9 protein-coding genes are annotated in these 14,363 nt (G+C 33.3%); 2 read left to right on the top strand and 7 right to left on the bottom strand.

Going from position 1 to position 14,363, the window contains the following annotated elements:
* Positions 1–68: 68 nt before the first annotated feature.
* Positions 69–1,472 (bottom strand): sulfatase, encoded by a 1,404-nt coding sequence (locus tag AC0L5U_RS16930; protein WP_473417632.1) that lies wholly within the window; start codon positions 1,470–1,472, stop codon positions 69–71.
* Positions 1,473–1,555: 83 nt separating this feature from the next.
* Positions 1,556–3,148 carry an NADP-dependent glyceraldehyde-3-phosphate dehydrogenase gene (locus AC0L5U_RS16925; RefSeq protein WP_473417631.1) on the bottom strand — a complete coding sequence of 531 codons (1,593 nt, stop codon included), beginning with the start codon at positions 3,146–3,148 and terminating at the stop codon, positions 1,556–1,558.
* 678 nt (positions 3,149–3,826) lie between these two features.
* Between AC0L5U_RS16925 and AC0L5U_RS16920 the strand changes: the two genes are divergently transcribed.
* Complete coding sequence (locus AC0L5U_RS16920; protein ID WP_473417630.1) at positions 3,827–4,996, top strand: T9SS type A sorting domain-containing protein; 1,170 nt, start codon at positions 3,827–3,829, stop codon at positions 4,994–4,996.
* Between the two features lie 141 nt (positions 4,997–5,137).
* On the opposite strand, the gene ilvA is transcribed toward AC0L5U_RS16920, so the two are convergent.
* The 5 genes from ilvA to ilvD all read right to left on the bottom strand — a co-directional run bounded on the left by ilvA (position 5,138) and on the right by ilvD (position 12,140).
* Positions 5,138–6,370 carry a threonine ammonia-lyase IlvA gene (ilvA, locus tag AC0L5U_RS16915; protein WP_473418320.1) on the bottom strand — a complete coding sequence of 411 codons (1,233 nt, stop codon included), beginning with the start codon at positions 6,368–6,370 and terminating at the stop codon, positions 5,138–5,140.
* A 186-nt stretch (positions 6,371–6,556) separates the two neighbouring features.
* On the bottom strand, positions 6,557–8,032 hold the full coding sequence (gene ilvC, locus AC0L5U_RS16910) for a ketol-acid reductoisomerase (RefSeq protein WP_473417629.1): 1,476 nt from the start codon (positions 8,030–8,032) through the stop codon (positions 6,557–6,559).
* A 70-nt stretch (positions 8,033–8,102) separates the two neighbouring features.
* Positions 8,103–8,636, bottom strand: coding sequence for an acetolactate synthase small subunit (gene ilvN, locus AC0L5U_RS16905; RefSeq protein WP_473417628.1), 534 nt, complete (start codon positions 8,634–8,636; stop codon positions 8,103–8,105).
* A gap of 17 nt (positions 8,637–8,653) precedes the next feature.
* Positions 8,654–10,387, bottom strand: a complete 1,734-nt coding sequence (ilvB, locus tag AC0L5U_RS16900) for a biosynthetic-type acetolactate synthase large subunit (RefSeq protein ID WP_473417627.1) — start codon at positions 10,385–10,387, stop codon at positions 8,654–8,656.
* A 67-nt stretch (positions 10,388–10,454) separates the two neighbouring features.
* Entirely contained in the window at positions 10,455–12,140 is a 1,686-nt protein-coding gene (gene ilvD, locus AC0L5U_RS16895) for a dihydroxy-acid dehydratase (RefSeq protein WP_473417626.1), read from the bottom strand.
* Between the two features lie 596 nt (positions 12,141–12,736).
* On the opposite strand from ilvD, the gene metK reads away from it, so the two are divergent.
* Entirely contained in the window at positions 12,737–13,990 is a 1,254-nt protein-coding gene (gene metK / locus AC0L5U_RS16890) for a methionine adenosyltransferase (protein WP_473417625.1), read from the top strand.
* The last annotated feature ends 373 nt before the right edge of the window (positions 13,991–14,363 follow it).

Raw genomic sequence — 14,363 nt, 5'->3', positions numbered from 1 at the left:
TATTCATTGAAAGGAAATGAACTCACTAAGTTTCTATTTAATTTATGCTTTCCCAAATAAAATGATTATTATTTGTCTGACTTAGACGAGGCTTTTAATCGTTTTTTATCAGCACCTTCGACACTCCAGGCAGCAATAAAATTCTCCACTATTGGAGCTTCATACTCAGGTAATAATTTTGCCAAGGCAGCCTTCTTTGATTCAAATTGTGGCATATCACTCAGGTTATGCCATTCATTTTCATCTTCAATATGATTGTATAATTCTTCTGATTGATCAAAATATCGTATGTATCGCCATTCTCTTGTTCTAACAGAGTAATTACCTCTTCCCCATGATGTTATCGCCGGTTGTTCAATTGATTGACTAGAATCTTTTAAAACAGACGCCAAACTTATTCCGTCAACATAGTTTGGCGTATTTATATCAGCCATTTCTGCTATGGTTTTGTAGATATTTATTAATGATACCGCTTCTGGGTTTTTCGTACTTGATTCCACACCTTTATTTCGAGTATCATAAATTATAAAAGGAACACGAGTAGCCTCTTCCCATAGTGTAAATTTTCTAAAACTCATTTTTTCACCAAGATGATAACCATGATCAGACCAGAGAACTACCACAGTATTATCTGCATAATCGCTTTTTTCAAGTGCATCCAATACTCTACCAATATTGAAATCTGCCCAAGAAACACAGGCAAGATATGCCCGTCTTACATCTTCCCAAACTTCATCTTTTTTAAAACGTTTATCATCACTTGGTCTGCGCATACTATTACCTACTGTGGAAATATCATCTAAATCACTTTCCAAAATCTGAGGAGGTTCAATGTATTCTGGTAAGGCATCAAAAAATCGTTTAGGAGCATCAAAAGGTAAATGTGGCTTAACAATCCCAACAGCTAAAAAGAAAGGTTCATCATGCTTTTCATTTAAAACATCGATACCATAGGTTGCTACTTTGTAGTCAATATGACCTTCTTCTTTATGATATGTCGGTCTAAAAGACATCTTTTTACTTTTACCAATTTGATAACCTTCATCTTCTTTAAAAATTTTATTATCACCCTTAGTCTCTAAATAATCTGTCCATTCACGTTTATCTACATTAGAACCATGATGAATTTTCCCCGCACCATAAGTTTGATATCCATTTTCTTTTAACAGCCTTGGCAAACTTGTATATTTTTCCATTAACTGTCTATGAATATCATGATCATAAAACGAATACAAACCAGAATTAAATGGCTCTATTCCATACAGCAAAGCATTTCTACTGGGAGAACAACCAGGAGCTGAAACATGAGCATTGGTAAATGCTACACCCTTTTTAGCTAATTTATCTATATTAGGAGTAATAGCTTGTGGATGACCTTTAAGATAGCCAACCCAATCATTCATATCATCTATAGCTATGAATAAAAAATTTGGTTTTTCTGGTTTTGGTTGACTGCAACTTGTTATACCCAATATGAAACATAAAGCTACACTTAAAAAAAATTGCTTCTATTTTCTATTGACATCCTAAATTAATTATTGTTCCAGTTTTTAATTTACAAAATATAATCCGTACTCATAAAATTAGAAGTTTTCTTCTCTAGCAATTCATTCAAAATAGCATTATTGTACTCATTATCTTTTGAAGCCACAAATGTTCTTATTGAAAAAGAGCGTAATGCATCAGAGACACTCAATGTCCCAACCGCGGAGTCTTTTCGTCCTGTAAAAGGATATACATCAGGTCCTCGTTGACATGAGCTATTTAGATTAACACGACACACCAAGTTTACCAAAGTATCAATTAATGGCGAAAGTGTTGTTACATTTTTTCCAAAGAGACTCACTTGTTGTCCATAATCAGATTCTGCCATATCATCTAAAGGTTCTTCTATATCAGAGAAAGAAACTATTGGTACTACTGGACCAAATTGTTCTTCTTCAAAAACACGCATGTCTTTAGTAACAGGAAATAATACTGCTGGGAAAATAAAATTATCAGTAGTCTCCCCTCCTCGTTTGTTTAAAATTGAGGCGCCTTTTTTTGTGGCATCGTCAATTAATTCTTGAATATATTCTGGTTTATCTGATTCAGGAAGCGGTGTTAATTTTACACCTTCATCCCAAGGGTTTCCAAATTTTAATTGATCTACTTTATAAGCAAATCGTCTATTGAATTCTTCGACTACAGACTCATGAACATACAACACTTTTAGAGCCGTGCAACGTTGCCCATTAAATGATAATGAACCTGCGATACATTCATCAACTGCTAAATCTAAATCAGCATCAGGTAAAACAATAGCAGGATTTTTTGCCTCTAAACCTAAAACCATTCTTAATCTATTCCCCTTTGGATGTTGACTTTGAAGTGCGTTTGCAGATTTACTATTCCCAATAAGAGCTAAAACATCAACCTCTCCCGATTTCATTATTGGTGTTGCAAGTACGCGGCCACGACCATAAACTATATTAACCACACCTTTAGGAAAACTGTTCTGGAATGCTTCCAACAAAGGCGAAATCAATAACACACCAATTTTTGCAGGTTTAAAAATAGTTGTATTTCCCATAATTAAAGCTGGAATCAATAAACAAAATGTTTCATTAAGCGGATAATTATATGGACCTAAACACAGAACAACACCTAAGGGCCCTCTACGAATATGGGCATAAACCCCAGAGTTTTTTTCAAATCTCGCAGAATCTCTGTCTATTTCTTTGTAAGCTTCAATTGTATCATAAATATAATCAACAGTTCTATCAAACTCTTTTTGAGAATCTGGTAAGTTTTTACCAATCTCCCACATCAATAATTTTACAACTTCATCACGCTTGGTTTTCATTTCCTCTACAAACTTTTCCATGCAAGCTATACGATCTATGACTTTCATGGTAGGCCATAATCCTTGACCTTTATCATAGGCTTTTGTAGCAGAATTTAAGGCCTCTAAAGCCTCCTTCTCTCCTAACTGAGGAATTGTACCTAAAAGCTTAGGTTTATATGTTTCTGTTGAAGAAATTGTAGAATATATTTCGGCAGTATCACCATTCCATTGTTTCAATTCACCATCAACTAAATATGTGCTTTGATGTAATAATGATTTGATTTGATAATCTTCTGGAATATTTGTTTTAGTCTTACTCATAGTTTTATTTTTACTGTTGCTAAGATACCCAATGTTTAGAATAAAATGGTTTTACAATAGTCGATAAAATTAATTCAAAATTAAGATACAACAGTAATTTTACATGAGAATTCAACACAATAGTTATTGTAAAAAAGTCTTTTAAAAAGATATAAACTATCATAATTAGTATTATATAATTTCATTTCCGTAAATCTTTCAAATAAATAACAAACGAAATTTGAGTTTAAAATCTTATTTCAAATTTTGAAATTAATTATACTTTATATATATTTATAGCCTTTACCTCTCAAATTTTATTTGCTATAGTAAATTACTTTCGTAATTAATGCTTATAATTAGGAATTCTCTTTATTGGCTTCATTATAGTTTAATATAATTTATGTAATAAATTTAAGATTAGGTTACTCATGGGATTCAGTTTATTGAGGCGCTGTTAAGTTCTCGACACTAGGTTAGATTATTAACAACTAAACAATAAACCATGAGAACAAAAAAAACTTTACTATTCAATTTTTTTATTTTTTAAGCATTACTATTCATGGACAATGCAACAATGTATACACTCCAAAAAGCACAAGTGTTCCAGTTAGGACTGTACTAACAAATGGTAGTCCAGACTATAATTGTCATTTTTATGCATTCCATAAATCTGAAGGAGGTGGGGGCACATGCTGGATGGAATCCGACAACTCTTTTCCAAGCGAGGGAGCTGTGAGGTATTATCTAGATGGGCCCGATGGAGATAATAGCTATAGAAAAGTAACTGGCTCTAATATACAATATGCAGATAAAGTAATTTATCAATTACAAAATGCGACATTTACCGGAGGTGGACATAGTGCCGATTTTGACCCAGATCCTAATGGAAATGGAAAAGATTGGGTGTCTAAAAATGGCCCAGACCCATTACTTAGGCATAATATAAATCACCCTAACTATGGAACATCAGATTTAACTTATTTTGCAAAGTGTTACGGCTCTATTGATTGGGGTAACACCTCAGTAGTTGGGCCTCCAATTTTAAGCTCTCAAGGAACATATAATGTCCCAGGCTTACTCAAAAACAAAAAAATCACATCGATAAGCGTATCAAACCCTTCTTTATTTGAGACTCCAATATATGGCCCAAACAATAGTTATATTAAGCTTACTCCAAAACCTGGAGCAAATGGAAATGCAACTGTAACTTTTTATTTTAAAAATGGTTGTCCTGTCGAAAACATTACTAGTTCAAGTTTTTTACCAATTACGGTATCTTCTAGCGGTGGATGTACATCTATGACAAGCGTAACTATACAAGGTCCTTACAATGTTTGTTTAAATACTCCTTTTTATTTAACAGCTAGTTACAAAAATGGATTACAATATGACTGGAATCCTATAAATGGTCAAATACTTTATCAAAGTAACTATGGAAACATGATACAAATGCAACAATTTTACAACTCTGTTTATGTTATTCTTAAAATAACTAATGAATGCGGTCAAATAAGAACCATTACAAAGTCAATTCCTCTATCATCTTATTGCGGAGGATATGGATATTACAGCTATAAAGGCTCAAACAGCAATTCATCTACTAATAATCCTGAGGTGAATAAAACGAAACAAACAATTATTTCTAATCCAGATTTGTTTAAGCTATATCCTAACCCAATTAAATCGAGTTTAACTATTGAGACCAATCAAAAAATAGACTTAATACAAATTTTTGACACAAAAGGTGCAAGAATATTAGAATCTACTGGTAGTTTAATAGATATGTCTTCATTGAAATCTGGATTATACTTTGTTAAACTTTTTTCAGGAAATAATCAATTCACAAAAAAGGTTATTAAAGAATAAAACATTTATACATACTAGGAAAGATTATTTAGTACAATTATTAAATATTCTTTCCTAGTTTAAAAATCTATTATAGATAGATAGATAGATAGATAGATAGGATTACAATTTTAAATTGTTAAATCCAAAAACAACTATTACCTACACTAAAAATCGGAACAAATCTGGTGTATCATTTAAGTAATCACCATAAAAATTTCTTTCCTTCATTTTGGCGATTAAAGGTTTTAAATCATTAGCAGATTTCAACTCAATCCCCACTACAGCAGCTCCGTTTTCGCGATTGGTTTTTTTAGTGTATTCAAAATGTGTGATATCATCGTTTGGCCCCAAAATATCAACCACAAATTCTTTTAAAGCTCCAGCGCGTTGCGGAAACTTCACAATAAAATAATGTTTTAGATTTTTATAGAGTAAAGCACGTTCTTTAATTTCTGCGGTTCTTGTTATGTCATTATTACTGCCACTTACCACACAAACTACTGTTTTACCTTTAATTTCATCTACTAAAAAATCTAATGCAGCTAAACTTAGTGCTCCTGCAGGCTCTACTACAATGGCGTCTTTATTGTAAAGCTCTAAAATAGTCTGACATATTTTACCTTCTGGAACCGTAATCATTGCATCCAAATTCTGTTTACAAATTGGAAAAGTCAAATCGCCTACACGCTTTACGGCAGCTCCATCCACAAACTTTTCAATTTTATCAATTGTAGTGTTTTTATTATTTTGTATTGAAACCGACATTGAAGGTGCTCCTTCTGGCTCTACCCCAATGATTTTGGTATTAGGAGATAATATTTTGAAAACTGTTGATAATCCCGCAGATAAACCACCACCTCCAACAGGCACAAAAACATAATCGATAGGTGCATCGGTTTGATTTAAAATTTCTAGACCAACAGTTGCTTGCCCTTCTATTACTTTTATATCGTTAAATGGATGGATAAAAGTTTTATTTAGGCGTTCACATTCTTCTTTTGCTGCATAGTACGCATCATCAAAAGTATCACCAACTAATTTGATTTCGATAAATTCTTCGCCAAACATTTTTACTTGTTCTAGTTTTTGGTTTGGTGTTGGTGTAGGCATAAAAATTGTACCTTTGATTTCCAATAATTTACAGGATAAGGCAACACCTTGAGCATGATTCCCAGCACTTGCACAAACCACTCCCTTTTTAGATTCCTCAGAAGACAAAGAGCTTATTTTGTTATAAGCACCTCTTATTTTATAGGAACGCACTTGTTGCAAATCTTCTCGCTTTAGAAGAATATTAGCATAAAAAGTTTTAGAATACCTCAAGTTAGCATTTAATGGTGTTACTGCTGATACATTTTTAATAGTACTCGCAGCTAATTCTACATCACTAATGCTAGGAAAATATGTGTTTTTTCCTGATTCATCTTACTCAAATTAAATTTACTCATGCAAGTTACATAATTAAATATTTTGAGTGATTATCAAACGAACCTTTCATCACTTTTAAACACAAAAAACCCCACATGAATTAACATGCGAGGCTATGTACAAAAATGTACTATTTAGTTTAGTTGAGTTTTAAACTATTGGCTTCATAGCCGTCATAGATGTTCTTAAGAATGTCCCCACTTTTTCAACTGGATGCGCTCTTAAAATTGCATTAATTTCGATTAATCTTGCATTATCAACACCTTCGCCGTTATCTTTTGCATAAGGCTTACCAATAACATCGGTATCAATCTTCTTCATGAAATCTGTTAATAATGGCTTACATGCGTGATCGAATAAATAACACCCGTACTCTGCAGTATCAGAAATCACACTATTCATTTCATATAATTTACGTCTTGCAATTGTATTTGCAATAAGTGGCGTTTCGTGTAAAGACTCGTAATAAGCAGAAGCATCGATAATTCCAGATTCAGTCATTGCTTCAAAAGCCAATTCTACACCTGCTCTTACCATTGCTACCATTAGCACTCCATTATCATAATACTCTTGCTCAGAGATTTCAACATCTCCAGCTGGTGTTTTTTCAAAATTAGTTTCAGCAGTTGCAGCTCTCCAACCTAATAAGTTTTCATCTCCATTAGCCCAATCTGCCATCATTCCGCTAGAAAAATTACCTTCCATAATATCATCCATATGCTTTTGGAATAACGGACGCATAATTTCTTTTAATTCTTCTGATAATTCAAAAGCTTTAATTTTAGCAGGGTTAGAAAGTCTATCCATCATGTTAGTTACACCACCGTATTTAAGACCTTCAGTTACAGTTTCCCAACCGTATTGAATTAATTTTGAAGCATAACCAGCGTCAATTCCTTTTTCTACCATTTTATCAAAACAAAGGATAGAACCAGTTTGTAATAAACCACATAAAATAGTTTGCTCACCCATTAAATCTGACTTTACCTCTGCTACGAAAGACGATTCTAAAACACCTGCCTTATCTCCTCCAGTTGCAACCGCATAAGCTTTTGCTTGCGCCCAACCTTTTCCTTCAGGATCGTTTTCTTCGTGTACAGCAATTAATGTTGGTACACCAAAACCTCTTTTGTATTCTTCACGAACTTCAGACCCTGGAGACTTAGGTGCACACATAATTACCGTCAAATCTTCACGAACCTGCATCCCTTCCTCAACGATATTAAAACCATGAGAATAAGATAATGTAGCTCCTTTTTTCATTAAAGGCATTACAGCTTTAACAACGTTTGTGTGTTGTTTATCTGGAGTAAGATTTAACACTAAATCAGCAGTTGGAATTAACTCATCGTAAGTCCCAACATTAAATCCGTTTTCAGTTGCGTTTACAAAAGATGCACGCTTTTCTTTAATAGCAGCATCACGTAAGGTATAAGAAATATCTAAACCAGAATCTCTCATGTTTAATCCTTGGTTTAATCCTTGTGCTCCACAACCAACAATTACAATTTTCTTGCCTTTTAATGCGTTTACACCATCAGCAAATTCTGATGCATCCATAAATCTACATTTAGACAATTGGTTTAATTTTCCAGCTAATGTAAGTGTGTTAAAATAATTTTCCATTTTTACTTTATTGATTTAATAGTCTGTTAACATCCTTAAAATCTGTGGATGTTTATTTAATTTTGATTTGTTATTGATTTTCGAATGCCTTTAGCAATTCGGTTACTTTCATTTCATCTTTAGTTACAGCAATTCTACCTGAACGCACAAATTGCATGATACCAAATTTGTTAAACTTCTCTCTTAATTCTTCAATTTCATAACGTCTGCCAGATTTCTCCAATACAAAAAACTCTTTGTTTACAGTAACAATTCTAGCGTGACTCTCTTTTACAATATTCTGAATTTGAGGTTCTTCAAATAGTAAATCTGATTTGATTTTAATCATACAAGATTCAGTATAAATAGTATCTTCATCTGTATGATAGTAAGCGCGAATAGTTTCAACTTGCTTTTCTATCTGTCTTACTATTTTATTCGCTTGGTCTTCTGTAACGTGAACTACTATAACGAAACGATTTACGTTTTCAATCTCAGATTGTGATGTAGTTAAACTTTCAATATTGATATGTCTACGTTGAAAAATAGCAGAAATACGATTTAGTAATCCTATGTTATTTTCAGTATAAACTGATATTGTGAATGATTTTATATCTTGACTCATTTTAATTTTATTAAATACTAACTTAACCTTACATCTGAAACCGAAGCTCCTGAAGGAATCATTGGAAATACATTATCTTCTTTCTCAACACAAACTTCTAAGAAATAAGACTCTTTTGATGCCATCATTTCTTTTACAGCATCAGCCAATTCTTCTCTTTTTGTTACTTTTTTTGCTTTAATATAATACCCTTCTGCAATAGCTACAAAATTTGGGTTTGTCATTTCGGTTGACGCATATCGTTTATCAAAAAACAATTGTTGCCATTGGCGTACCATCCCTAAGAATTCGTTATTTAATACCACAATTTTAACAGCCGTTTTTTGCTGAAAAATAGTCCCTAATTCTTGAATATTCATTTGGTAACCACCATCTCCAATAATTGCTACAACTTCGCGATGTGGCTCTGCCATTTTAGCACCTATTGCCGCTGGCAAAGCAAATCCCATAGTACCTAAACCACCAGAAGTGATATTACTTTTAGAATGGTTAAATTCTGCATAACGACAAGCAATCATTTGATGTTGACCAACATCTGAAACAATTGCTGCATCACCATTGCTATGTGTATTTATTTCCTTTAATACTTCACCCATGGTTAGGCCTTCTTTATCAGGATGTAAATCATCTTTAATAACCGCATCATATTCAATAGCGTACAAGTCTTTAAATTCTTGATGCCATGACGTGTGCGTGTTTTCTTTTAATTCAGAATGTAACAATGCTAGACTTTCTTTTGAATCACCCAACACAGCAACATCAACTTTTACGTTTTTGTTGATTTCAGCAGGGTCTATATCAAAATGAATGATTTTAGCCTGTTTTGCATAGGTTCTCAAATCGCCCGTTACACGGTCATCAAAACGCATCCCAATAGCGATTAATACATCACATTCATTGGTTAATTTATTGGGTGCATAATTTCCGTGCATTCCAACCATACCAATATTTAATGGATGTGATGTTGGAATTGCCGACGCTCCTAAAATTGTCCAAGCCGATGGAATTCCAGCTTTTTCAACAACTGCTTTTAACTCTTCTTCCGCTTTTCCTAAAATAACACCTTGCCCCCAAACAATCATTGGTTTTTTAGCGTTATTGATTAGTTTAGCAGCAGCTTTAACATCATCAATGTTCGTTTGCGGTACAGGATTATAACTTCTGATACCAGTACACTTTTCATATTTAAAATCAAATTCCTCAAACTGTGCATCTTTAGTAATATCTACAAGAACAGGCCCTGGTCTTCCACTTTTAGCGATGTAAAATGCTTTAGCTATAACCTCAGGGATTTGTGATGCTTTAGTTACTTGCGCATTCCATTTTGTAACTGGCGTAGAAATACCAACAATATCAGTTTCTTGAAAAGCATCTGTACCTAATAAATGTGACGGCACTTGACCTGTTATACACACTAATGGAGTTGAATCTATTTGTGCATCTGCAATTCCAGTAACTAAGTTAGTTGCTCCTGGACCAGATGTTGCCATAGCGACACCTACTCTACCAGAAATTCTCGCATAACCTTGAGCTGCATGAGCAGCACCTTGTTCATGGCGCGTTAATACATGATGAATTCTATCTTGGTATTTGAATAATTCATCGTAAACTGGCATAATTGCACCTCCTGGATAACCATAAAGTATATCTACACCTTCAGCTATTAAACATCTTATGATGGCTTCAGAACCTGAAATACGCTCTGTTTTAGCTGAATTATTCTGTTCTTTTTTTATTGTTTCTGTATTCATAATTCTCATTTAAATTTATGACCCCGAAAATCGGGACTGCTTTCACAGGAATGAAAAATTTTATCTATTATGCATCAGTTACACAGCCTTTAGAAGCCGATGCTACCGATTTCGCATATTTATATAATATGCCTTTTTTATGTTTTAATGGAGGTTGTACCCATTGCGCTTTTCTTTCTGCTAATTCTTCATCAGAAATTAAAACATCAATCTTATTATCTTCAGCACTAATTCTAATTTTATCTCCAGTTTTTAATAACCCGATAGTACCACCAGACTGTGCTTCTGGAGTGATATGCCCAACAACGAAACCGTGAGTTCCTCCAGAAAAACGACCATCTGTAATTAAAGCTACAGATTTCCCTAATCCTGCACCCATAATTAATGATGTTGGTTTTAACATTTCTGGCATTCCAGGACCTCCTTTTGGACCTACATAACGAATGACGACTACATCTCCTCGTTGTACTTCTCCATTTGAAATACCTGTATTTGCAGCTTGTTCTCCATCATATACCACAGCTTTTCCTTCAAACAATAAACCTTCGTTTCCAGAAATTTTTGCTACTGCACCTTCTTCTGCAAGATTACCATAAAGAATCTGTAAATTACCAGAAGGCTTTAATGCTTTATTTTTTGGATAAATAACATCTTGACTATCATCTTCAAAAGATAATGGTTCAACATCTGCTAAATTTTCTGCTAATGTTTTTCCTGTTACTGTCAAACAATCCCCATGTAAATAGCCATTTTCAAGTAAATATTTCATTACGGCTGGTGTGCCACCAACGCCATGAACGTCTTCCATTAAGTATTTTCCACTAGGTTTTAAATCGCCTATTAAAGGTGTTCTGTCACTAACTCGTTGAAAATCTGCTAAAGTAAAATTGATATCCGCAGCATGTGCAATCGCTAAAAAGTGTAATACTGCATTAGTAGAACCACCTAAGGCATTTACAAGTGCAATAGCATTCTCAATGGATTTTTTAGAAATAATATCTAACGGTTTTAAATCCAATTTCAACAAGTTTTTAATCGCTATTGCATGTCGTTCTGCTTCAGATAACTTATTAGGGTTTTCAGCAGGAATAGAAGAATTATAAGGTAACGCAAACCCCATACATTCTATAGCTGAAGCCATAGTATTTGCGGTATACATACCTCCACAAGCCCCTGCTCCTGGGATAGCTCTTTTTATAATTTCTCTGTATTCTTCTTCTTCAATTTCTCCAGCCACTTTTTGACCTAAAGCCTCAAAAGCTGACACAATATTTAATTTTTTGCCTTTATAATTTCCAGACCTAATCGTTCCACCATACATCATAATTGAAGGACGATTTAAACGCAACATTGCTATTACAGCACCAGGCATATTCTTATCACAACCAACCACAGAAATTAAACCATCATAACTTTGCGCTTGCATTACCGTTTCAATAGAATCTGCAATAATATCACGAGACGCTAACGAATAATTCATTCCTGAAGTTCCCATGGAAATACCATCACTAACACCAATAGTATTAAAACCCAAACCTACTAAACCAGCTATATTACACTCAATTTTCACTTCATCCTTTAACCCATTTAAATGCATGTTACAGGGATTTCCGTCGTAACCTGTACTAGCAATACCGATCTGAGCTTTTTGCATATCCTCATCGGTTAAGCCAGCAGCATACAACATAGCTTGAGAAGCTGGTTGAGATTCATCTTGAGTTAATCTTTTACTATATTTATTGAGTTCTTTCATTTTTATTGAAAATAGTTTTAGGTTTTTACTGATTTAGTTAAAATCCTTTAATCACTTTAAGAATTTTAACATTAATCCTCAATTTCAGATAACGAAAATAATTCTTTACTTATTTACGGTTGTCAAACAAGATTCCAATGGGTTAAATTCACTAGAGTAATTATTTTTGTAAACACCTGACTAACAATTATTTAATATGATTATTTTATGATGCCCAAAAGAAAAAAAGTCATAAAAAAACCTTCCATTTATTTTAGGAAGGCTAATAACATATTTTAATTATCAAATAGCGTTCCTTATCCTTGTGAAATAATCACAATGACATTGATAGAAATGCTATTTAAAATCTCTTTTTTCATTTGAATGACAAATATTTGAAATTAAAATGATTTGACCAATTTTTCTAATGAAAAAAGTTAAAATCTATTTCCGTTTTCTTTTATTTTTTTACTTTTGCATTTCATAAATCATAGAGGAAGGATTTGACTGATTGCAACCTCTTTATACATTTTTAAAATTGTATAAGTAAAAATGCTAAAGGCAGTGTAAACTCCTGAGACGTTTCCCGTCAAATCCTACTTATTAAAATAAAAATTATGCCATATTTATTCACTTCGGAAAGTGTTTCTGAAGGACACCCAGATAAAGTAGCTGACCAAATTAGTGACGCCTTAATTGACAATTTTTTAGCGTTTGATGTAGATTCTAAAGTAGCTTGCGAAACTCTTGTAACTACAGGTCAAGTAGTGCTTGCTGGCGAAGTTAAATCTAAAACGTATTTAGATGTACAAAAAATTGCCAGAGACACTATTAACAAAATAGGCTATACAAAAGGCGAATATATGTTTGATGGCAATTCTTGTGGTGTGTTTTCTGCAATTCACGAACAATCTGAAGACATTAACCAAGGGGTTGACAGAGGCAGTAAAGAACAACAAGGTGCGGGAGACCAAGGGATGATGTTTGGTTACGCTACCAACGAAACGGAAAATTTTATGCCATTGGCTTTAGATTTATCTCATCGTATTCTAATTGAATTAGCTGAATTACGAAGAGAAAGTAAAGACATTGATTATTTAAGACCCGATTCTAAAAGTCAAGTAACTATTGAATATAGTGATGACAATATCCCACAACGTATTGATGCAATTGTAGTATCTACTCAACATGATGATTTTGCAGATGATGACACTATGTTGGCAAAAATCAGAAAAGATATTGTGGATATTTTAATTCCTAGAGTTGTTGCTAAATTGCCTGAAAATATTCAAAAGCTATTTAACAGCGATATTAAATATCATATTAATCCAACAGGTAAATTTGTAATTGGTGGGCCACATGGAGATACTGGGTTAACTGGTCGTAAAATTATTGTTGACACTTACGGTGGAAAAGGTGCTCATGGTGGTGGGGCTTTTTCTGGAAAAGATCCAAGTAAAGTAGATAGAAGTGCAGCTTATGCCACTCGACATATTGCTAAAAACTTAGTAGCTGCTGGTGTTGCCGATGAAATTTTAGTGCAGGTTAGTTATGCTATTGGTGTGGTTGAACCTATGGGGATTTTTGTAGACACCTATGGTACTTGTCCATTCAATATGACCGATGGAGAAATTGCTGAAAAGGTTTCTCAAATTTTTGATATGCGCCCGTTTGCCATTGAAGAACGTTTAAAATTACGTTCGCCAATGTATAGCGAAACTGCTGCTTATGGACATATGGGAAGAACCAACAGAACAATTAATAAAACGTTTTCTCAACCTAATGGAGAAACTATAACACTTGATGTGGAGTTATTTACTTGGGAAAAGTTGGATTATGTGGATAATGTTAAGAGTGCTTTTGATTTGTAGAATAGAACTTTATAAATATTTAAAAAGACCACTTTTGTAAGTGGTCTTTTTATTTACACCAACTTGAATTTGCCAGAAAAAAGTTATAAATTCATTTAATAACCGACAAAGTTCATTGAAACGGAACTTTACTTATGTATTTACAGGCTGAAAACCAATATTTAGAATGCCGAAAAACCTATTCATTTTATTAACTCTATTTCTCTTTTCGTGTAATTCGGAATCTGACATAAATAATACAAAATACTATCTGAATTGAATTTAACAGAGAGCAACACTTTAAAAGATATTGACAAAGAAAACAGAGAAATTGTAATAAAAATTAAACTAGCGAAATAAAACCAGAAGGTAGCAACTTATGAAAATAATTGCT

The sequence above is a fragment of the Jejuia sp. G7-7 genome, from assembly GCF_055808955.1.
This window is presented reverse-complemented; position numbering and strand designations above follow the sequence as displayed.

Excerpts from the sequence above, each read along its gene's own strand:
- AC0L5U_RS16925 (WP_473417631.1), bottom strand. The coding sequence starts at position 3,148 with ATGAGTAAGACTAAAACAAATATTCCAGAAGATTATCAAATCAAATCA.
- AC0L5U_RS16920 (WP_473417630.1), top strand. The coding sequence starts at position 3,827 with ATGGAATCCGACAACTCTTTTCCAAGCGAGGGAGCTGTGAGGTATTAT.
- ilvC (WP_473417629.1), bottom strand. The coding sequence starts at position 8,032 with ATGGAAAATTATTTTAACACACTTACATTAGCTGGAAAATTAAACCAA.
- ilvN (WP_473417628.1), bottom strand. The coding sequence starts at position 8,636 with ATGAGTCAAGATATAAAATCATTCACAATATCAGTTTATACTGAAAAT.
- ilvB (WP_473417627.1), bottom strand. The coding sequence starts at position 10,387 with ATGAATACAGAAACAATAAAAAAAGAACAGAATAATTCAGCTAAAACA.
- ilvD (WP_473417626.1), bottom strand. The coding sequence starts at position 12,140 with ATGAAAGAACTCAATAAATATAGTAAAAGATTAACTCAAGATGAATCT.
- metK (WP_473417625.1), top strand. The coding sequence starts at position 12,737 with ATGCCATATTTATTCACTTCGGAAAGTGTTTCTGAAGGACACCCAGAT.